This is a genomic window from Planobispora rosea, assembly GCF_014648175.1.
In the GTDB taxonomy this organism is placed as follows: Bacteria; Actinomycetota; Actinomycetes; order Streptosporangiales; family Streptosporangiaceae; genus Planobispora; species Planobispora rosea.
Genome location: NZ_BMQP01000027.1, coordinates 74216 through 94541, shown reverse-complemented (window position 1 = coordinate 94541; position 20326 = coordinate 74216). Strand labels below are relative to the sequence as shown.

16 protein-coding genes are annotated in these 20326 nt (G+C 72.8%); 4 read left to right on the top strand and 12 right to left on the bottom strand.

What is annotated here, in order from left to right; all coding sequences use genetic code 11:
• Positions 1 to 108: 108 nt before the first annotated feature.
• Complete coding sequence (locus IEZ08_RS25105) at positions 109 to 1584, top strand: LCP family protein (RefSeq protein ID WP_229803483.1); 1476 nt, start codon at positions 109 to 111, stop codon at positions 1582 to 1584.
• 67 nt (positions 1585 to 1651) lie between these two features.
• Here IEZ08_RS25105 and IEZ08_RS25100 read toward each other — a convergent pair whose 3' ends face one another.
• The 3 genes from IEZ08_RS25100 to IEZ08_RS25090 form a co-directional block, all read right to left on the bottom strand.
• Positions 1652 to 2665 carry an enolase C-terminal domain-like protein gene (locus tag IEZ08_RS25100; RefSeq protein ID WP_189243103.1) on the bottom strand — a complete coding sequence of 338 codons (1014 nt, stop codon included), beginning with the start codon at positions 2663 to 2665 and terminating at the stop codon, positions 1652 to 1654.
• A gap of 105 nt (positions 2666 to 2770) precedes the next feature.
• A complete protein-coding gene (locus IEZ08_RS25095) occupies positions 2771 to 4189 on the bottom strand; it encodes an MFS transporter (RefSeq protein WP_229803481.1) in 1419 nt (472 codons plus the stop codon).
• A 48-nt stretch (positions 4190 to 4237) separates the two neighbouring features.
• Positions 4238 to 4999, bottom strand: coding sequence for a TetR/AcrR family transcriptional regulator (locus IEZ08_RS25090; RefSeq protein WP_068924516.1), 762 nt, complete (start codon positions 4997 to 4999; stop codon positions 4238 to 4240).
• A gap of 226 nt (positions 5000 to 5225) precedes the next feature.
• Here IEZ08_RS25090 and IEZ08_RS25085 point away from each other — a divergent pair, with 226 nt between their 5' ends.
• On the top strand, positions 5226 to 6677 hold the full coding sequence (locus tag IEZ08_RS25085; protein ID WP_189243101.1) for an MFS transporter: 1452 nt from the start codon (positions 5226 to 5228) through the stop codon (positions 6675 to 6677).
• Positions 6678 to 6797: 120 nt separating this feature from the next.
• On the opposite strand, the gene IEZ08_RS25080 is transcribed toward IEZ08_RS25085, so the two are convergent.
• From IEZ08_RS25080 to IEZ08_RS25060, 5 genes are read right to left on the bottom strand one after another with little or no spacing between them, the layout of a single operon-like run.
• Entirely contained in the window at positions 6798 to 8000 is a 1203-nt protein-coding gene (locus IEZ08_RS25080; protein WP_229803479.1) for a VWA domain-containing protein, read from the bottom strand.
• Positions 7997 to 10438: a DUF5682 family protein gene (locus tag IEZ08_RS25075; RefSeq protein ID WP_189243100.1), complete on the bottom strand. Its 2442-nt coding sequence runs from the start codon at positions 10436 to 10438 to the stop codon at positions 7997 to 7999. Before IEZ08_RS25075 ends, IEZ08_RS25080 begins: the two co-directional genes overlap by 4 nt.
• Entirely contained in the window at positions 10425 to 11501 is a 1077-nt protein-coding gene (locus IEZ08_RS25070; RefSeq protein ID WP_068924520.1) for an ATP-binding protein, read from the bottom strand. Before IEZ08_RS25070 ends, IEZ08_RS25075 begins: the two co-directional genes overlap by 14 nt.
• Positions 11498 to 12892 carry a DUF5691 domain-containing protein gene (locus IEZ08_RS25065; RefSeq protein ID WP_189243099.1) on the bottom strand — a complete coding sequence of 465 codons (1395 nt, stop codon included), beginning with the start codon at positions 12890 to 12892 and terminating at the stop codon, positions 11498 to 11500. Before IEZ08_RS25065 ends, IEZ08_RS25070 begins: the two co-directional genes overlap by 4 nt.
• 32 nt (positions 12893 to 12924) lie before the next feature.
• Complete coding sequence (locus IEZ08_RS25060) at positions 12925 to 14205, bottom strand: SWIM zinc finger family protein (RefSeq protein ID WP_203863266.1); 1281 nt, start codon at positions 14203 to 14205, stop codon at positions 12925 to 12927.
• A 214-nt stretch (positions 14206 to 14419) separates the two neighbouring features.
• Here IEZ08_RS25060 and IEZ08_RS25055 point away from each other — a divergent pair, with 214 nt between their 5' ends.
• Positions 14420 to 14908: a cupin domain-containing protein gene (locus IEZ08_RS25055; RefSeq protein ID WP_189243097.1), complete on the top strand. Its 489-nt coding sequence runs from the start codon at positions 14420 to 14422 to the stop codon at positions 14906 to 14908.
• Positions 14909 to 14917: 9 nt separating this feature from the next.
• On the opposite strand, the gene IEZ08_RS25050 is transcribed toward IEZ08_RS25055, so the two are convergent.
• The 4 genes from IEZ08_RS25050 to IEZ08_RS25035 form a co-directional block, all read right to left on the bottom strand.
• Positions 14918 to 15766, bottom strand: coding sequence for a sugar phosphate isomerase/epimerase family protein (locus IEZ08_RS25050; RefSeq protein ID WP_068924524.1), 849 nt, complete (start codon positions 15764 to 15766; stop codon positions 14918 to 14920).
• A gap of 133 nt (positions 15767 to 15899) precedes the next feature.
• On the bottom strand, positions 15900 to 16736 hold the full coding sequence (locus IEZ08_RS25045; RefSeq protein WP_068924526.1) for a carbohydrate ABC transporter permease: 837 nt from the start codon (positions 16734 to 16736) through the stop codon (positions 15900 to 15902).
• Positions 16730 to 17617 (bottom strand): carbohydrate ABC transporter permease, encoded by an 888-nt coding sequence (locus tag IEZ08_RS25040; protein WP_068924528.1) that lies wholly within the window; start codon positions 17615 to 17617, stop codon positions 16730 to 16732. Before IEZ08_RS25040 ends, IEZ08_RS25045 begins: the two co-directional genes overlap by 7 nt.
• Before the next feature lie 36 nt (positions 17618 to 17653).
• Entirely contained in the window at positions 17654 to 18976 is a 1323-nt protein-coding gene (locus IEZ08_RS25035; RefSeq protein ID WP_068924530.1) for an ABC transporter substrate-binding protein, read from the bottom strand.
• A 338-nt stretch (positions 18977 to 19314) separates the two neighbouring features.
• Between IEZ08_RS25035 and IEZ08_RS25030 the strand changes: the two genes are divergently transcribed.
• A complete protein-coding gene (locus IEZ08_RS25030) occupies positions 19315 to 20316 on the top strand; it encodes an SIS domain-containing protein (RefSeq protein ID WP_068924532.1) in 1002 nt (333 codons plus the stop codon).
• The last annotated feature ends 10 nt before the right edge of the window (positions 20317 to 20326 follow it).

Genomic DNA, 20326 nt, shown 5'->3' with positions numbered 1-20326 from the left:
TCCCGTTAACTCACATGTCGCTAGATGTCCCGACGATTTACCTATCATCTCCCCCTACGGCGCACGAGTGGGTATGAAGAGCCCACAAGCGGAGGAAACGGGGATCAGGTGGACAGCTCACAGCCACCCAGCGTCGGTGCGGTCATCGGATGGACGGCGCTGTCCGCCGTCGCCCCCGGGGCCGCCCACCTGCGAGCCGGCTGGCGCCGTACCGGCCTGACCCTGCTGTCGATCCACACCGCCGCCCTGCTCGCCCTGCTCTGGATCGGGCTCACCTCCGACCTCGGCGACCTGGCCGGGCGGCTGGTGGCCTCCTCCGGGCTGACCATCCTCACCGTCGTCTCCCTCATGCTCGGAGTCGCCTGGTTCACCCTGGTCGTGCACTCCTTCACCGTGCTCGGCCCCGGCACGCTCCCCCGGGCGGGTCAGACCGTGGCCGGAATCGTCGCGGGCGTGCTCGCGGTGGCGGTGCTGTTACCGTTCGGCCTGGTCGGGCAGTACGCCGCGGTCTCCCAGACCGCGCTCGACAACGTCTTCGTCGCCCCGCCCACGCCGCTGCCCACCGAACGCCGGCAGGACCCGTGGGCGGGCCGGAGTCGGGTGAACATCCTGCTGCTCGGCGGGGACGCCGACGACCACCGGCCCGGCATCCGGACCGACAGCATCAACGTGGCCAGCATCGACGTCAGAACCGGCAACACCGTCCTGCTCAGCCTGCCGCGCAACCTCGAGAACGTACGGTTCACGCCGGGGACGCCGATGGCCGAGCGTTTCCCCGACGGCTTCCGGCTCCCCGTGGGGCCGGGCGGCGGACGCGACGACCTGCTGTTCGGGGTCTGGGAGTACGCCGACGCGCACCCGGAGATCTTCGGAGGCAGGAAGGGGCAGGGCGCCCACGCGCTGATCGACGCCGTCGGCTACACCCTCGGCCTGGAGATCGACTGGTACGCCCTGGTCAACATGTGGGGCTTCGCCCGGCTCATCGACGCCATCGGCGGCGTGACCATCACGGTGCCGGAGGACGTGGTCTTCGGCAAGTACAACGAGGGCCTCGTCAGAGCGGGCACCCGCAGGCTCGGCGGCGCCGACGCGATGTGGTTCGCCCGTTCGCGCACCAACAGCGACGACTACACCCGGATGCGCCGCCAGCGCTGCGTGCTGGGCGCGCTGCTCGCCCAGGCCGACCCGGCGACCGTGCTGTCCCGGTTCAACCGGGTCGCGCTGGCGACCAAGGAGCTGATCAGGACCGACATCCCGCGCCCGATGCTGGAGCACCTGGTGCCACTGGCCCTGAAGGTCAAGAACGCCCGGGTCACCAGCGTGCAGTTCGTGCCGCCGCTGATCAACACCGGCTACCCCGACTGGACCAAGATCCGCGCGATCACCGTCAAGGCCATCCGCGACTCGGTCGTCACGCCCCCTCTCGTGGCCGCCACCCCCGGGCCCTCCGCCACCGTGGCCGCCACCCCGTCCGCCATCCCGTCCGCCACCGTGACGGCGCGGGCCGAGGTGAAGCCGGGACAGCCCACGGCCAAGCCGGCCGACCCCGCCAAGCCCAAGGGCATCACCGAGGGCTGCGGCTGACCCCGCCTACGCGCGGTGGCACCGTCTCCATGGTAAGGAGGAGGTCAACGGTTCGACCTGGCCCCGCCTACGCGCGGTGGGACTCCTTGGCCAGGCGGCGCACCTGGTCCTCGTCGATCCCGTGACCGAGGCCCGGCTGGGTGAGCGGGACCGCCACGACCCCGCCGTCGACGCCCACCGGCGGGGTGACGATCTGCGCGCTGCGCGGCGGCTCGGCCACGTCGCACGGGAGGGCGCACCCGGGCAGGCTGGCGGCGGCGACGGTGGCCGCCCTGGCCAGGCCGGTGCCCTGCCCCCCGGCGCAGGCGATCTCCCAGCCCGCCGCCGCCGCGATGTCGTGCACCCGCCGTACCTCGCGCAACGATCCCAGCGCGGCCGGGCGCATCAGCAGCGCCCGGCCCGCTCCCGCGGCGACCGCCTCCGTCAGCTCCACCGCCGAACCCACCTCCAGCAGGACCGGGGCGGCGACCCGCTCCTGCAGGTCGGCGTGGTCGGCCAGGCCGCCGGGGCCGGTGAACGGCCGCTCGATCATGGAGGGGGTGTAGGCGTCCAGCGCCTCCAGGGCCTCGACGTCGGTGTAGGCGCCGCGGGCGTCCAGGCCGATGCCCAGGGCCGGGTAGGCCATGCGCACGGCGCGCAGCGGCTCGACGTCCCAGCCGGGGTGCACGTCCATGGTGATGTGCGCGTATCCCGCGCAGACGTGCCGGTTCACCCGGGCGATGAGGCTGTCCAGGTTGCGCTCGGCGCCGATGCGCACCGTGGCCATCAGCGACGTGCGGCTGCCGCCGAGGGCGTGGGCCAGCGGGACGCCCCGCATCCGGGCCCACAGATCCCAGCAGGCCATGTCGGCGGCCGAGCCGCCGGGGACCACGCCCAGCTCGTCGGGGTGCTCCCAGTCGACGCCGATCAGCGCGGGAGCGAGCCGCTCCTGCAGGATCGACCACGTCTTGGGGTCGGAGTCGACCACCTCGCCCCAGCCGGTCATGCCCCCGTAGTCGGTGAGCCTGACGAGGATGCTCTCCGGTCGCCTGCCGTACGGCAGGACCAGCCGGAACACCTCGAGCCCGCACACACGCGGCATGAACTCCCCTTGATCTCTCACCCCTGGAGAACGCGAATCCCGCCGGAGGCGGGACCATCCCCTCAACACGAATGAGGGACGCGTTCTTCCATCGTGCCACGGCGATCAGGGGACGGCTCTGCGCGCTACCAGCGTTCCGGTGAGCGCCACCAGGGCTATCAGCGCGAATCCCGCCAGGTAGACGGAGCCGGTGGCGCCCAGTCCCGCGACGATCGCCCCCACCGCGGCGACCGTCATCACGGTGAAGACCGACTCCCCCACGCCCATCGAGGCGCTGTTCTCCCCCTCCTCGCCGGGTGCGGACAGCTCCAGGACGAGCACCGACAACGTCGGGTACACGATCCCGATGCCGAACCCGGACAGGGCCTCACCGGCGAAGGCCAGGGCCACCGGGGCGGAGTCGAGCACGGACAGGGCCATCAGCAGCAGTCCCGCGGCCATCACCAGCGGGCCGACGCTCAGGATCAGGGTCCGGTCGTAGGTCTTGCGCCCGACGATCCACGAGCCCAGCGACCAGGCCAGCGCGCCGCCGGTGAGGACGGCCCCGGCCTGGGTGAGCGAGAGGCCCCGCTCGGCGTGGAGCATGAGCGGCAGGTACACCTCGCCGCCGAGGAACGTGCCGGCCACGATCCCGCGCAGCGCGATCACCGAGGGCAGCCCGCGCCCGCCGCGCAGGGTCCCGGGCGGGAGCAACCGGGGCAGGGACACGGCCAGCAGGACCAGGCCCGCCGCGAGCACCGCGATCCCGGTGCCCGGCCCCATCGCGCCGGACGCCGCCCCAGCCGTCCCAGCCGCCTCAGCGGAGTGCGTCCCGCCGGACTGCGCGCCGGACTGCGTGAGCGCCGCACCGGCGGCCGTCAGCACCGCCCAGCCGAACCTGCGGGCGATCGGCGTGCGGGTGGCCGGTTCGGCCGGGTTCTCCATGGGCGCGGAGGCGAGACCGCGCCAGAGCAGCAGGGCCGCGGGCGCCACCAGCAGCGGCACGCCCAGGAAGACCCAGCGCCAGCCGAGGTGCACCGCCACCGAGCCCGCGATCACCGGCCCGACCATGGACGGGACTACCCACGCCGCGGCGAGCGCGCCGAACACCTTGGGGTGCAGGGCGGCCGGGTAGACGCGCGAGACCAGCACGTACAGCGCGACCTGGAACACCCCGCCGCCGAAGCCCTGCACGAACCGGCCGGCCAGGAACACGTCCATCCCGGGCGCGGTCCCGCTGATCACGAGTCCCGCCACGAAGGCGGCCAGCCCCGCCCAGAGGGGGGCGACCGGCCCCCGCAGGTCGCCCCAGCGCCCGCCCAGCACGGTCGCGATCATCCCGGCGGCCATCGATCCGCTGAAGGCCAGCGCGTACAGGCCCAGTCCGTCCAGATCGCGCCCCACCATCGGCATCGCGGTCGCGACCGCGAGCGACTCGAAGGCCACCAGCACGACCAGGGCGAGCACGCCGACCATCAGCGCGCGGTGGTGCCTGGTGAATATCCCTGTTCCTGTCCCCGTGGGGGTTTCCAGCGTCGTCGTCATGATCGGACCGTACGGCCGCCGCCCCGGCGGGCGCATCGGTCCCGTGGATCAGTCCTTCGACGTAGGACTTCCGGAAACCGGAGGCGCGGAGCCCGCCTCGGCGGCGTAGGACGCCAGGCCGCGCAGCATCAGGTCGAGGCCGAACTCGAACCGCTCCCGGTCGTCCGCCGCCACCAGATCGTCCACGTGGGCGACGAGGGTGGGGAAGCGGTCGGCGGGCAGGGCGCGGTAGAAATCCCCGATCTGCCCGAAGACCTCCTCCAGGAACTCCTCCAGTTCCTTGCCGCTGCCCCGCTGCCGGAGGTAGTAGAGCGAGCCCTCGAAGGCGTCGGCGCAGACGTACAGGGCGAGCCGGTCGACCATCAAGGACGCGATCTTCGGCGGCACCCCTCCGGCGATCATGATGCGCAGCTGGCTCTCGGCGATCCGCAGCGCGTTGGGGGTGGTCGGGATGTTGGCGAGGCCGACCCTGGCGATGTCGGCGTGGGCGCCGAACACCCGGGTCGCCTCCAGGACCACCTCCCTGATCTGCTCCAGCCAGCGTCCCGGCTCCGGTTCGGGGACCCGGATCTCGCCCATCACCTCGTCGTAGATCAGGTCGAGCAGTTCCTCCTTGTTCTCCACGTGGGCGTAGAGGGAGGCGGGCCCGGTGCCGAGCTCCTGGGCGACCCGGCGCATGCTCAGCGCGTCGACCCCTTCGGCGTCGACGATCCGCAGGCCGGCGGAGACGATGAGATCCCTGCTCAGGACGGTACGCGGAGGACTGCTCTTACGCGCCTTGCGCCAGGGCGGAGCGGGGATGTCGGCCATGCCGGGATGGTATCCCACCCCGGATTCCCCTCGCGAACACCGTACCGACCACGAACGGCATACGTTCCGCGAACACCGTACTTGACACGAACATCGTTCGCCTATACAACACTGTTCGTAGAGCACGAACAGTGTTCGTCAGAGTGCCTCGCGCTCCCCTGTTCCCCGCTCCCGGGATCCGCCCGCAGCGGTCCCGCGCGCTCCCACGAACCGAACGGAGTCCCCCATGACCCACGCCGCCACGACCGGCGCCCCCGCCGAGCTGTACCGATGGCGCTGGCCGGCGCTCTTCGTGATCCTCGCCGCCGAGGTGATGGACCTGGTCGACGCGATGATCACCACCATCGCGGGGCCGACCATCCTGGCCGACCTGGGCGGATCGTCGAGCCTGATCCAGTGGCTCGGCGCCGCGTACACCATGGCCCTGGCCGTCGGCCTGATCACCGGCGGGCGCCTCGGCGACCTCTACGGCCGCAGGCGCATGTTCCTCGTCGGCGCCGCCGGGTTCACCCTCGGCTCACTGCTGTGCGGACTGGCCTTCTCGCCCGAGACGCTGGTCGCGGCCCGCGTGGTCCAGGGCCTCTTCGGCGCCGTGATGCTCCCGCAGGGACTCGGGCTGATCAAGGAGATGTTCCCGCCGAAGGAGATGGCCGCGGCGATGGGCGCGTTCGGCCCGGTGCTGGGACTGTCCACGGTGGCCGGGCCGGTGCTCGCGGGCTGGCTCGTCGACGCCGACCTGTTCGGCACCGGCTGGCGCATGATCTTCCTGATCAACCTGCCGATCGGGCTGCTGGCCATCGCCGGGGCGCTGCGCTTCCTGCCCGAGTCCGGCTCCCCGCACGCCTCCAGGCTGGACCTGACCGGCATGGGACTCGTCACCGGCGCCTCCCTGCTGCTGATCTACCCGCTGGTCCAGGGCCGGGAGCTGGACTGGCCCGCCTGGACCTTCGCCTCGATGGCCGCCTCGATCGCGGTCTTCCTCCTCCTGGCCCGGCACCAGAGCCGCAAGCAGCGGACGGGCGGGGACCCGCTCCTGGTGACCACTCTGTTCCGCAAGCGCGCCTTCAGCGGCGGTCTGATCACCGGTCTGGTCTTCTTCACCGCGATGATCGGCTTCTCGCTCGTCTTCGGTGTCTACGTCCAGATCGGCCTGGGCTACGACCCGTTGAAGGCGGGGCTGGCGAACCTGCCGAACGCCGTCGGCACCGTCCTCGGCTTCATCGTGGTCAACGCCGCCGGACTGCCCCGGAAGGCGGGCCGCAAGCTGATCCACATCGGCGCGATCGTGATGATCGCGGGTGTCGCCGGCGTCGGCGTCACCCTCGGCCTGGCCGGGGTCGGCGTCACGCCGTGGCAGCTGGCCCCCGCCCTGCTCGTCACCGGCGCCGGCATGAGCATGATCATGGCTCCGTTCTTCGACATCGTGCTCGCCGCGGTGGAGCCGCACGAGTCGGGCTCGGCCAGCGGCGTGCTCACCGGGGTCCAGCAGCTCGGCGCCGCGCTCGGCGCCGCCGCGATCGGCACGCTCTTCTTCGGGCTGCTGGAGCGGGGCCGGTCCTTCACCGACACCATGGAGGTGACGATCTGGGTCACCTCAGGCCTGATCGCCGTCACATTCCTGGCCGCCTTCCTGCTCCCGCTCCGGGCCCGCCCGGAGGAGGAGGCCGCGGGCCACTGAGCGGCTCGGACCGCGCCGTACGGACCGCCCGGGTGGAGGAGTCCCCCCCACCCGGGCGGTCCCGGCGTCCCGGATCCGGCGAGGATGGGCCTCCGTGCCGCCCTCGCCGGATCCGTCCGTTCAACCGGCCGGGCGCTCCAGGTGGCGCTCGGCCCACTGGCCGATGTCGCGGCGTTCGATCGCGGCGGCCATCAGGCCGGGGAAGGCATCGGGGGTGCACGCGAAGGCGGGAACCCCCATCGCCGCCAGCGCGGCGGCGTTCTCCCGGTCGTAGAAGGGCGCCCCCTCGTCCGACAGCGCCAGCAGCACGATCACCTGCACCCCGGAGGCGGTCATCTGGGCCACCCTGCGGAGCATCTCCTGGCGGACCCCGCCCTCGTACAGATCGCTGATCAGGACGAAGATGGAGTCGCCGGGCCGGGTGATGAGGCCCTGGCTGTAGGCGATGGCCCGGTTGATGTCGGTGCCTCCGCCGAGCTGGGTGCCGAACAACAGCTCGACCGGGTCGTGGAGCTGGTCGGTGAGGTCCACGACCGCGGTGTCGAACACCACCAGCGACGTCTTCAGCGAGCGCATCGAGGCGAGCACCGCGCCGAAGACGCTGGAGTAGACCACGGAGGCGGCCATCGAGCCGCTCTGGTCGATGCAGAGCACCACCTCGCGCTGGACCGCCCGCTGGCGCCTGCCGTACCCGACCAGCCGCGAGGGGATCACGGTGTTCTTCTCCGGCAGGTAGTTCTTGAGGTTGGCGCGGATCGTACGGTCCCAGTCGATGTCGGCGACCCGCTTGGGACGGTGGGTGCGCGCCGCGCGGTCGAGCGCGCCGGTCACCGCGGCCTTGGTCTTCTGCGTCAGCCGTCGCTCCAGCTCGGCGACGACCTTGCGGACCAGCGCGCGGGCCGACTCGCGTGCCTTGTCGGGCATGACCCGGTTGAGCGACAGGAGCGTGCCGACCATGTGCACGTCGGGCTCGACCGCCTCCAGCATCTCCGGCTCCAGCAGCAGCCGGGTCAGGTTCAGCCGCTCGACCGCGTCCTTCTGCATCACCTGGACCACGGTCGAGGGGAAGTAGGAGCGGATGTCGCCCAGCCAGCGCGCGACCCGCGGCGCGGAGGCTCCGAGCCCGGCGCTCCGCTCGGCGGACCCGCCCTCGCCGCCGGAGTTGTAGAGCGCGGCCAGCGCGCCGTCCATCTGCGCGTCGGTCCCGCCCAGCGCGCACCCGGTGCCGTCGGCGTCGCCGCCGAGCACCAGCCGCCAGCGGCGCAGCCGCTCGTCGCCCGGCGCGGCTCCCGCCGCCGCGGCCCCCGTCACGGCGTCCGTCACGATGCCCTCCCCAGGATCTCCAGTACGGTCCGTACGGCCGCCGCCGCACGCTCCTCGTCGATGTCCTCGGCCGCCGCGGCGGCGCTCTCGCCCCCGCCGAGCGAGCGCACCCGCTCGCCGATCGAGCGGCGCTCCGGCGCGGCGAAGGCGCCGAAGGTCCGCCGCAGCAGCGGCAGCACGTCCGTGAACGCCTCCGGGGCCAGCCCGGTCAGCCACCCGTCGATCAGCCCCAGCAGCCGGGCGTCGTGCACGAGCAGCAGCCCGCCGCCGGAGACGAACCCCTCGACCCAGGCCGCCACCCGGGCGGGCGGATGCCCGGCCGACATCGCCCGCGACATCCGCCGCCCGGCGCGGTCGGCGTCGAGGTCCCCGGCGTCCAGCAGGATCCGGACGATCCGCCCCTCGATCAGCCCGTGCAGGTCCGACCGGCCCGACACCGCGCGCAGCGCGGCCAGCCAGCGTGTCCCGGGCGGTTCCTCGCCCGGGACCTCGCCGCCGGTCTCACCGCCGGAGCCGCCGCCCGCCGCACCGGAGTCGAGCAGCCCGACGGCGGCGTGCACCGCGTCGACGTGGCGGAGCAGGTCGCGGGCGGCGTCGTCGTCCAGGCCGGTGACCGCCGCGCCCAGGCCGACGCAGACGCGGGTGAGCAGGGCGTCGACGATCGTGGACAGCCCGGCGGCGGGCGTGCCGCGCACGTCGCCGTAACGCTGGGCGCGGACCATCGCGGGCAGCGCCGCCATCAGGTGCGTCACGTCGCTGTCCAGCGCCGCCCGCGCCGACAGGGCGTCCAGCACGTACGGCAGCGCGTCCGGAAGGTCGGCGAGCAGGCACTTCTCCACCAGCCCGGTCAGGTCGGCGAGCGAGACACCGCCGGACTGCCCGGCCCCTCCCTGCCCGGCCCCTCCCCGGCCGCCCGGCCCGGAGCCCCGCCCCCCGGACGGGCCACCGGCCGCCCCTCCGCCCCCCGCGAGGTCGCGGACGCGGGCCGCGGCCGCCGCCGGGACGGTGGTTCCCCAGGCGCTCGCCTCGATCAGGTCGATGTCGAACTCAGGACGCCACACCAGCGTCCACGACTCGCGGAAGGTGCCCTTGCCCCGGCTCTCCCGGAGGGTCCCCCAGCCCACACCGAGCAGCCTCAGGCGGTGCAGCAGCCTGCTGCGGTCCAGGTCGAGGGGCTTGCGCAGGTCGAGGTCGAGCTCGCGGTCGAGCGCCTCCGGCTTGAGCCTGAGCCGCCGCTGCTCCTCGCGCAGGTGGCGCTGGAGCGGGACCATCGGGGTCGTGTCGGGCACCCGGCCGAGCCGCTCCCCCACGACCATGCGCCGCTGGATCAGCTCCACCGGCAGGTCGTCGCCCTCGCACAGGACGGCCCTGACCGCCTCGGTGACCTCCGCCAGCCCGGCCAGCGGCCGTCCCCGGAGCACCGCGAGCGAGTGCGCGAGCCGTACCGCCTCGATGACGTGCGCGGAGGAGACCGGGAGGTCCTCGGCGCGCAGCACCCCGGCGGCCCCGGTCAGCCACCGCTCCACCGGCCGGTCGGGCGCGGCGAACAGGTGGTGGTACCAGCCCGGGGAGGTCACGCCCGCGCCGTACCCGCTCCAGGCGCCCAGCCGCCCGTAGGTCCACGGCACCCAGGTCATCTCCACCTTGGCCTTGGGCAGGCCGCGCAGCAGCGCGTCGTCGGCCCTGGCCGGCGGCAGCCCCGCGTCCCACCTCCGGGCGCCCGCCGGTCCGGCCAGGGCCGGGACGTGCCAGGCGCCGCAGACGACGGCGATCCGCTCGAACCCGTCCTTGACCGCCCTGCGGATCGTCCGGCGCATGAACGCCTCGCGCCGCGCCTCGTTCCCCTCCGGGACGTGACCCTCGCGGACCGCGGCCATCGCCTCGGCGATCACCTCGAACGGTGTGTCCCCGCGGTGCTCGACCGCGTCCTCCCACCAGCGCTCGGGATCGTCGTATCCGGCGGCACGGGCGAGCGCGCCGATCGGATCGATCCGCACGGCCCGCGCTTCTCCGTCCTTCTCCTCCCCGTCCTTCTCCCCGTCCTTCTCCTCCGCCTCCACCGCGGCTTCGGCGTCTTCGGCGGGGGAGGCGAGGCTGTGCGCGGCGGGCAGGTCGCAGAACCGGACCGGCACGCCCGCCTCGGCCGCGTAGCCGATCGCCTGCCATTCGGGAGAGAACACCGCGAACGGCCAGAACGCCGCCCTGGACGGCTCGCCCGGCACGTGCGCCAGCAGCGCCACCGGCGGTTCCAGCTCCGGGTCCGCGGCGAGGGCGACCAGCTCGTCGGCCTCCGGCGGGCCCTCGATGAGCACGATGTCCGGCTTGAGGCGCTCCAGCTCCGCGCGGAGGGACCGCGCCGAGCCGGGCCCGTGGTGCCGGACGCCGAGGACGGACACGCCCGCCGCCCGCGCGGCGGCCTCCGGCTCAGCCCGCGTCACGGCAGGCCCGGTAGAAGTCGCGCCAGTCCCGGCGCTCCCGCACGACGGTCTCGAGGTACTCGCGCCAGACGACGCTGTCGGAGACCGGGTCCTGGACCACGGCGCCGACGATCCCGGCGGCCACGTCGGCGGGGCGCAGCACCCCGTCGCCGAAGTGGGCCGCCAGGGCGACGCCGTTGGTGATGACGGAGATGGCCTCGGCGGTGCTGAGGGTGCCGCTGGGCGACTTGACCTTGGTACGGCCGTCCTCGGTGACCCCGGTCCGCAGCTCGCGGAAGACCGTGACGACGCGGCGGATCTCCTCCAGCCCGGCCGGGATCCCGGGCAGTTCCAGGGAGCGGCCCAGCTGCTCCACCCGGCGGGTGACGATGTCCACCTCCTCCTCCGCGGTGGCCGGCACCGGCAGCACGACCGTGTTGAACCTGCGGCGCAGCGCGCTGGACAGGTCGTTGACGCCCCGGTCGCGGTCGTTGGCGGTGGCGATGAGGTTGAACCCGCGGGAGGCCTGGACCTCCTCGTTCAGCTCCGGGATCGGCAGCGTCTTCTCCGACAGCACGGTGATCAGCGCGTCCTGCACGTCGGAGGGCATGCGGGTCAGCTCCTCGACCCGGGCGATGCGGCCCTCGGCCATCGCCCGCATCACCGGGCTGGGGGTGAGCGCCTCCCGGGACGGCCCCTCGGCCAGCAGCCGCGCGTAGTTCCAGCCGTAGCGGACGGCCTCCTCGGCGGTGCCCGCCGTGCCCTGCACCAGCAGGGTGGAGTCGCCGCTGATCGCGGCGGCCAGGTGCTCCGACAGCCAGGTCTTCGCGGTTCCGGGCACGCCGAGCAGCAGCAGCGCCCGGTCGGTGGCCAGCGTCGCCACGGCCACCTCGACGATGCGGCGGGGGCCGATGTACTTGGGAGTGATCCGCTCTCCGTCCCCCAGGATGTAGGCGGTCACCGCCCACGGCGACAACTTCCAGCCCGGCGGCCGGACCCGGTCGTCGTCCTTGGCCAGGATCTCCAGCTCCTCGGCGTACTGGTCCTCGGCGTGGGCGCGCAGCACCGGCTGCACCGTCGTCATGAGAGCTCCTTCAGCATGTCGTCACGGAAACGCAGGAGGGCGGCGACCTCCTGGATGGGGGGTTCGGGCGAGAGCCGCTCCGCCAGGCCGTGCAGCGCCGGATCGACGCGCTCACCGGCCAGCTTGGTCAGCTCGCCGAGGTTCCACGGCTGGGTGCCCGACACTTCGAGGATCTTGTGGAACACGGCCCGGGACAGCTCCTGCCCCCACGGGGCCGCCACGCCGCCGAGGACCATGATGAGCTGCCCGTCCAGGCCGTGCCCGCGGACGAAGTCCGTCGCCAGGGTCTCCTGTTCCCCGCGGGGCAGTACGGCCAGCAGGTCGGCCAGGGGGTCGGAGGCGAACAGCTCCCGTGCCCACTCCGGGTCCTCCTGGATCACGGTCGCCCTGACCCATCCCGCCATGACCTCCCGGCCCCAGTCGACGACCTTCATCCGGACGAGCTCGCGGGGCGAGTGCCCAAGTAGGTCGCGCCAGACGGCGAGCGGGGTGCGGGACACCAGCTGCCGCAGCCACCAGCCCTGCTCGCCCATGCCCCGGGGCGGCTTGGGCCGGATGCCGTCGCGCTCCATCGCGGCGTCGCACTCGAGGGGCGGGTCCACGTTGAGCCTGCCGCGCGCGACGGCGAAGCGGCGGGCGGCCCGCTCGGCCATCCGCCGCCCGAGCCGCGAGTCCGGCAGGCGGGTGAGCAGCTCGGAGGCCCTGTGCCTGACCTCGATGCGGCGGTCGTCGAGCGCGGCCTCCAGGAACGGCTCGTCGTCGAGGGAGAGTCCCTCCCCGAGGAGCTCCAGGAACGCCGCCCGATCCTCGGGGGTCTCCTTCTCCCACGCCGCCGCGAGCAGCTCGCGGGCGGCCCCGGGATCGGCGGCCCGCAGCGCGGCCAGGTAGGCCCGGCGGTCCCCGGAGGTGCCCAGCTCCCACACCTCCGGCCGCGGCCGGGCCGCGGTGACCTCCTCCAGCAGGAAGCCCCAGGCGGGGTTGAGCCCGGCCAGCCAGCGCCCCCGGTGCCCGGCCAGGATGCCGACGTGCGGCCGGATCGAGCGGTCCCGGGCGGCGTGGTCGAGCAGCTCGGGCAGCAGGTGCGGCGCGAGGCGGTAACCGCGGCCCGCGGCGGTCTGCAGCCACTCGGCCAGCAGCCTCGGCCGCTCACCGCCGAGGATCCGGGCCAGCCGGTCGGCGGCGGCGCGCGAGACGACGGGCTGCTCCTCCGGCGGGGCCGCCTCCAGCGGCGTGCCCGCGCGCAGCCGCTGCCCGGCACGGACGCGGACGGTGTGCACGGCGGCCCGTTCCAGCAGCTCCACCGCCGGGTCGGCGCCGGCCGGGGCGCCCGGCAGCGGCCTGCGGTCGGTGCCGACGAGCGCGGTGGACACGAGGTCCTCCCACGGGGTCATGGTCCCCTTCGGAGAACCGCTCGCAGAGGCGCTCACAGCACCACCACCCGGCCTTCCTCATCCCAGGTCGACAGGGGCCGCAGGCCCTGCGGGGTCCATTCGGCGGCGACGGTCAGCGGGCGTCCGCCGGAGGCGGCGACCAGCCGCCACGGGGTGCCCGCCGACGGGTGCAGCGGGATCCCGCCGTCCGGGCCGCCCAGCAGCCACCCGCCGTTCCGCAGCGGGACGACCCCGTCGAGGACCACCGGCCAGGAGTCCGTCCACGGGTCCCCCGCCAGGGCCGCCGCCACCTCCCGCAGCGCCTGCTCCGGGCCGGAGCCGGGCGGGACCGCCGCGGGGGCGGCGCCGTGCCGGGTGGCGACCAGGGCGCGCAGCGGGGCCGATCCGGGGTAGAACGCCAGGTCCGCGTCCACCGTCATCCCCGTGACGAGCGAGGCGTCGAGCGTCTGCGTCTGCCCGGCCGGGGCGAAGGAGAGCACGAGCGCCGCCCGGCCGGTCGTACGGCCGCGCAGCCAGGCCCGCCGCGTGATCAGCCGGTCCTGTTCCTCGTCCCGCCGTCCCAGCACGTCCCACCGGTCGCGGACCGTCTCCCCGGCGAGCACCTCCTCCTTGGAGGTCGGGAACCCGACCCGCCCCCGCGCGGTCGGCGCCGGCGGCTCGCGGCGGTGGGCGGTGACGAGCAGATGCAGCAGCGCGTACTCCGACAGCAGGCGGGCCGGCCAGTCCTCGCCCCCCAGGACGGTCCCCAGACGCGAGACGGTCCCGGCGGCACCGGGGGCCTGGGCGTCGATCAGGCGCTTGACGAGTCCGTCCCAGTGGTCGTGGCGGCGCGATCCGGCGATGCCCTGCCGCACCTGGTCGGCCAGCCAGCGGTCCAGCTCCTCCAGGCCGGCCGCGACCCGCTGCTCGCGCTGCTCGGCCCGTCTCGGGTCGGGGGCCGCGGCGGCCGCCGCACGGGGCGCGGGCGCGGGCCTCTCGGCGCGGGCGCGGCGCTGGTCGAGCCACTCGGCCACCCAGTCGGCGGGCCCGTCCGCGCCCGGGACGCCGTCGGCCGACCACAGCAGCAGCAGGCCGAGGGCGTGCTTGCAGGGGAATTTCCGGCTCGGGCAGCTGCACCGGTAGGCGGGACCGGACAGGTCCACGCAGGCCCGGTAGGGCTTGGAGCCGCTGCCCTTGCACTCTCCCCACACCGCCTCGGCGGTGACACCGGTATTCGACCACTTCCCGGGGGACGACACCCCATGGGCCGCTTTCTGGGACGAGGCGTCGGGCGCGAGCGCGAGCACCTGGTCCCGGTTCCACCGTTCGATCACGCGCCGAACGCTAACCAACCCCGCCGACAAATTCCCGGCATCCCGGCATGCCGCGTGTTCTCCCTGTTCATCGGCCGGAAACCAGTCCTCTCCTCCTGCCGCCGGGCCCTCGTGGCCGTGCCCGGAGAGCGTCTGCCGGGCCCGCGCACCCGCCCGGGAGGCGTCCCCGCGGACCGGCGGGAATCCGTCGGGGGCACCCCCTACCATCGGAGCGGTGACCGTACCTTCACGACCTTCGCAGTCCCCCCGGTCCTCGCAGCCCCCGGAGTCCCCGCGGCCTCCGCAGCGCCCGCCGCTCGCCGAGGTCCTGGACCTCCGGCCCCACCCCGAGGGGGGCTGGTTCCGCGAGACCTGGCGCACCTCCCACCAGTTCGCCCCGCCCGGGTACGGCGGGCCCCGGGCGACCGCCACCGGGATCTACTTCCTGCTCTCGCCCGGCGAGGAGTCGCGCCCGCACGTCGTCCGCTCCGACGAGGTGTGGCTCTGGCACCGGGGCGGCCCGCTGACGCTGGTCCTCGGCGGCCACGAGGGCCAGCCTGCCGGCACGCTCACCCTCGGCCCGCTGGTGGAGGAGGGCCAGGTCCCCCAGGCCCTCGTCCCGGCCGGCACCTGGCAGGCGGCCCGCCCGGCCGGGGACGAGGCCGTCCTGGTGAGCTGCGTGGTCTCCCCCGGCTTCGACTTCGCCGACTTCCGCATGATCTGAGGCGGCGCCTCAGCGGCGGCCGGGCTCCGCGAGCGCGTCCCCGACCGCCGCCAGGCACCGTTCCACCACCGGCCGGGGGGCGAACGCGTAGGCGCCGTCGCCGAAGAGCTCGAAGGTCATGGACCCGCGGTATCCCCGGCGTTGCAGGGCGGCCAGGTAGTCGGCGAGCGGCAGTTCCCCGTCGCCCCACGCCAGGTGCCCCGCGGGCCTGCCGTCGATCAGGTGCACGTGGCGGACGCGGTCGCCGAGCGTGTCGAAGTAGTCGTCGACGCTCTCACCGGCCACGGCCATGCCCACGGTGTCGAGCACGGCGCCGAGGTTCGCCGCGCCCACCTCGTCGATCATCTCCGCGAGCGTGCGGGAGTCGTTGACGAGGTTCGACTCCACCCGCTGCAGCGGTTCGAGCACGCACGTCACTCCTAGCGCGGCGGCGTAGGCGGCGATCTCGCCGACCGCGTCGGCGGAACGGCGCCGGGCGGCCTCCACCGGCTCGTCCTCGAAGCCGCGGCCGGGGGTGAGCAGCAGCAGCTCCGCCCCGAGCTCCGCGCACAGCTCGGCCGCGCGGCGGAACATGCCGATGCTCGCGGCCCGCAGCCAGGTGACGGGCGAGGCGATGTTGACCGGGTACATCACCTGTTCGGGGGTGAGGCAGTGCACCGCCAGGCCGCGCGATTCGAGGCGGCGGCGGACGGCGCGCGCCTCGGCGTCGCTCACCTGCGGGATGTGGAAGTGGGGCGCGACGCCCCACAGCTCCACCCGCTCGCGGCCGAGGGCGGCGGCGTCGTCGAGGAAGCGCTCGAACGGCAGGTGCTGGTAGGCGAAGTTCGAGCCGGTGATCTGCTGGAGGGAGAGGGTCATCGGGACTCCTGTCGTACGGCGGCGTGCTCCGGCCCGGTTCCCGGCCCCGCCGGAGGGGTCCGGTCCCCTCCGGAGGGTCGTCTGTTTCCAGCTCCGCCGGGCAGCGGCCGATTCCCGCCCCGCCGGAGGAGGGTCACTTGCCGATCCCGTCGGCCAGGCCCCTGACGATGTAGCGCTGGCCGAGGAAGAACAGCAGCACCACCGGGACGGCCGCGATCACCATGCCGGCGAAGACGACGGGGAAGTCGGTGCCGTGCCTGCTCATCAGGCTCGTCAGGCCCACCGGGAGGGTCTGCACGCCGCTGCCGCTGGTGAAGACCATCGCGAACAGGTACTCGTTCCAGGCGAAGAGGATGTGCAGCAGGACCGTCGAGGTGATGATCGGCTTGCACATGGGCAGGGTGATCCGCCAGAAGGCGGTCCACCGGCCGGCCCCGTCCATCTCCGCGGCCTCGTCGACCTCGCGTGGCAGGTCGATCATGTAGGCGCGGATGAGGAAGGTGGTGAACGGGACGCGGAAGGCGGTGTACAGGATGAGCAGCGCCCAGAAGCTGTTGTACAGGCCCATCGCCTGGAACATCTTCACCAGCGGGACGAGCGCCACGGTGGGGGCGAGCATCAGTCCGCCGAGGATCAGGGCGGTGACCGTCCGGCTCAGCGGGATCTGCACGCGGGTCAGGCCGTAGGCCGCCCAGGCGCTGACGAACACGGTGGCGACCGTGGAGGTCACGGTGACGAGCACGCTGGTGGTCAGGTAGCCGCTCACTCCCCCGTTCCACGCCTTGCGGTAGTTGTCGAAGCTCCAGTCGACGGGCAGGGCGAAGGGGTCCCCGAAGAGCTCGGCGTTGGTCTTGAACCCGCTGAGCACCATCCACAGCAGCGGATAGAGCACGACCACCGCCAGGCCGATGAGGAAGGCCCACATGAACACGCGGACGATCACCCCGAGAAAGCTCAGGCGACTCACCATTCCACCCTCCTCCTGCGCGCGAACCACAGCTGCGCCAGCGCGATGCCCAGCGTGATCACGAAGAGCACCGTCGCGATGGCGGCGGCGTAGCCGAAGTCGTTGCGGACGAATCCGCTCCGGTACAGCCAGGTCCCCAGCACCTGGGTCGAGTTGTTGGGCCCGCCGCCGGTCATCACCATGACCTCGTTGAACACCTGGAAGGACCCGGAGACGGTCACGATCGCCATCAGGCCGGTCATCTCCCTCACCAGGGGGAGCGTCACGTGGAAGAAGCGGCGGACCGGCCCGACGCCGTCGATGGCCGCCGCGCCGTAGATCTCCGAGGGGATGCGCTGGATCGCCACGGCGAACAGCAGGGTGGAGTAGCCGAAGCCCTGCCACTGGCTCATCGCGATGATCGCGGTCATCGCGGTGCTCTCCTGTCCCAGCCACGCCTGGGCCAGCTCCTCCAGCCCCATCGCCCGGAGCATGTGGTTGAGCGGGCCCAGGCTGGGCTCGTAGATGAAGTAGAAGAGCAGGCCCGCGACGGTCAGCGAGATCGCCGAGGGGATGAAGTAGACCGCCCGCAGGCCGCGCCGCCACCGCTCGCTCCGGACGCCCTCGATCAGCGCGGCGAGCACGAGGGCGCCGAACACCTGGACGGCGATCGAGATCACCGCGTAGAGCAGGTTGTTGCCGAACGACGACCAGAAGACCGGGTCGTCCAGGAGCTTGCGGTAGTTGTCGAACCCGATGTATTCCTGGCTCCCGCTGTAGATGTCCCATTCGAGCGTGCTGAACCGGAGGTTCTGCACGAGCGGCAGGTAGACGAACACCCCCACCAGCACGAGGGCCGGGACGACCCACGCGAGGCCGAGTGTCCTCTGGACGATGGCGCGCACCGGCGTGCTCTCCCTTCTCTCCCTTCGGCCGCGCGGCTACTTGGCCGACGCCGAGGCCCGGCGCACGCTCTCGAGCACCTTCTCGGGGGTCGCGCTGCCGCTGACGAGGGCTTCGCCGCCGGCCAGCCAGGCGTCGGCGACTTCGGGGACGGTCACCGTGTCCAGCCAGATGGCCAGCTGCGAGGCCTTGTTGACCATCTCGATGCCCTCGAAGACGGCCTTGCCGGAGGTCTCCTCGGTGACGGCCCCGACGACCGTGCTGGGCTGGGCGTACGGCGCCGCGGAGAGCTTCTTGGCGTTCTCCGTACCGGTGAGGAACTTCATGAAGTCGACGGCGAGCGCCACGCGCGGCGACCTGGCGTTGATCAGGTAGCCCTCGGGCGCGCCCTCGATCGCCCCGGGGTCGCCGGCGGCGCCCTGCGGGACCGGCAGCGGGAAGATGCCGAAGTCGTCCGGCTTGAGCTCCCGCTCGTCGGTGACGTTCGCGAACTCCAGGATCTCCTGGTAGTACATCGCCGCCTTGCCGTTGAGGAACTTCTCCTGCGCCGAGCTGTAGAGCACGCCGTTGGTGGCGTCGCGGGTGTCGGTGCACTGGTCGACGAGGGTCTTGAACTGCTTGAGCGCGGTGACGTAGCCGGGGTGGTCGAGCTTGGCCGTCCGGGGGTCGAAGTCGGCGTTCAGGGTGTCGCGCGGCACGTGGTAGGCGAACAGCTGCTGCAGGTAGTGCAGGGCGGGCCAGCCGTCCTTGTTGCCGAAGGTGATGGGCTCGTATCCGGCCTTGCGCAGCGGCGCGCAGGAGGTCAGGAGTTCCTCGAAGGAGGCGGGCACCTTCACCCCGGCCTTGTCGAACGCGGCCTTGTTGTAGCCCATGAACTTGCCGTTGTTGTACAGCGGGACGCCGTAGTACTTGCCGTCGTAGGCGAAGGCCGACAGCGCCGCCGGGCTGAAGGTCTTGCCCCATGCGGTGTCGGGGCCGATCACCTTGGTCAGGTCGGCCGCCAGGCCGCCGCGGACGAAGTTCTCCGCCCAGTTGCCGGTCCAGCTGAAGTAGATGTCGGGCAGGGCGTTGGAGGCGGTCAGGGTCTTGGTCTTGTCCTTGATGCTCTGGTCGGTCTCCTGGATGAGTTCGACCTGCACATCGGGGTGCAGCTTGCGGTAGTCGGCGACGACTCCCTCGAAGTAGGGGCTCAGGGAGTCCCCGGCGAACTTGGTCAGGATGCTCAGCTTCCCGGAGAACTCCGGGGTGGCGGCGGCGTCGGCCGCGGGGGCCTTCGCGGCCGGTTCGCCGGCGCAGCCGGCGAGGGCGAGCACCGAGGTCCCGGCGAGTGCCGCGAACGTCGTCAGCGCGCGAGAGCGCATGGGCTCTTCCTTTCTCTCGGGGGAGAGGGGACCGCCGGTGCGCGGGGCACCTCAGATCCGCCGTGGGGGGTCTGCGCCACGAAGCGCTTGGCATGACGTGGTGTGGGCCGACTGTACAGACCTTCTGATACCGGTACCAGGTCTAAGTTCAAGATCTTTTAATGAATAAGTGCTGCCGCACTCACTTCTCCGTGCCACATCAGCTCAGATAGGAGGAGTCTATTGACGAAAGACGGTGTTGACGGGGCCCGTTCACCTGTGCCAGCGTGACCTCCGCGTGATACCGGTATCAGGCCGCGGAGCGGCACCGGCCGCAAGCAATCCCGAAAGGACGCAAGATGCTCCGATTCAACGAGCCGGAATTCCTCCAGCAGATGACCAGCACCGTGGCGCTGCGCCCGCAGATCGAGGAACTGGTCGATCGGCTCGTGGACGAGGGGTTCGACAACCTCTTCCTCGTCGGCGCCGGGGGCACCTACGCCCAGATGTGGCCGTACGAGCACCTGGCCCGGCGCTCCTCGACCCTCCCGGTGCGCGCCGCGATCGCCGCGGAACTCATCGCCTCCGGCGACGCGTCCCTCGGCGAGCGCTCCGTTGTGATCTTCCCCTCGGTCTCCGGCACCACCGACGACAGCGTCCGCGCGATCGAGTACTGCCGCTCCAGGGGCGCCCGCACCATCGGCCTCACCGGCTACCCCGACTCGCCCGTCGCCCAGAAGGTCGACGTCGCGCTCATCTCCGAGCCCAAGGCCTGGCCCTTCGACGCGCAGATGCTGCTGTTCATGGGGCGGCTGCTGGCACGGCGCGGCGAGTTCGACGGCTACGACAAGCTCGCCGGCGAGCTCGCCGGCCTCCCACGGATCCTCCTCGACGTGGCCAGGCAGGCCGACCCGGTCGCCGCGGCCTTCGCCGAGGCGCACAAGGACACCGACTACCACTTCCTGGTCGGCGGCGGGAACCTGTGGGGCTTCACCTACCTGTACTCCATGTGCATCCTCGAGGAGATGCAGTGGCTGCGCACCACCCGCGTGCACAGCGCCGAGTTCTTCCACGGCTCCCTGGAGCTGATCGAGGAGGACACAAGCGTCGTCATCTTCCAGGGCGAGGACGAGACGCGCGCGCTCACCGACCGCGTCGAGTCCTTCGCCCGGCGCATCTCCAAGGACGTCACCGTCTTCGACACCCGCGACTACCCGCTGGAGGGGATCAGCCCCGAGTTCCGCGGCCTGATCGCCCCGCTGGTGCTCGACACCGTGCTCGGCCGGGTCAGCAAGCACCTGGAGCGGGTCCGCGACCACTCGCTCGACCTGCGCCGCTACTACCGCGTCATGGACTACTGACACCTCCCCG

Coding starts and splice junctions, on each gene's coding strand:
- IEZ08_RS25100 (WP_189243103.1), bottom strand. CDS start 2,665: ATGCCGCGTGTGTGCGGGCTCGAGGTGTTCCGGCTGGTCCTGCCGTAC.
- IEZ08_RS25095 (WP_229803481.1), bottom strand. CDS start 4,189: ATGACGACGACGCTGGAAACCCCCACGGGGACAGGAACAGGGATATTC.
- IEZ08_RS25090 (WP_068924516.1), bottom strand. CDS start 4,999: ATGGCCGACATCCCCGCTCCGCCCTGGCGCAAGGCGCGTAAGAGCAGT.
- IEZ08_RS25085 (WP_189243101.1), top strand. CDS start 5,226: ATGACCCACGCCGCCACGACCGGCGCCCCCGCCGAGCTGTACCGATGG.
- IEZ08_RS25070 (WP_068924520.1), bottom strand. CDS start 11,501: ATGACGACGGTGCAGCCGGTGCTGCGCGCCCACGCCGAGGACCAGTAC.
- IEZ08_RS25065 (WP_189243099.1), bottom strand. CDS start 12,892: ATGACCCCGTGGGAGGACCTCGTGTCCACCGCGCTCGTCGGCACCGAC.
- IEZ08_RS25050 (WP_068924524.1), bottom strand. CDS start 15,766: ATGACCCTCTCCCTCCAGCAGATCACCGGCTCGAACTTCGCCTACCAG.
- IEZ08_RS25045 (WP_068924526.1), bottom strand. CDS start 16,736: ATGGTGAGTCGCCTGAGCTTTCTCGGGGTGATCGTCCGCGTGTTCATG.
- IEZ08_RS25035 (WP_068924530.1), bottom strand. CDS start 18,976: ATGCGCTCTCGCGCGCTGACGACGTTCGCGGCACTCGCCGGGACCTCG.
- IEZ08_RS25030 (WP_068924532.1), top strand. CDS start 19,315: ATGCTCCGATTCAACGAGCCGGAATTCCTCCAGCAGATGACCAGCACC.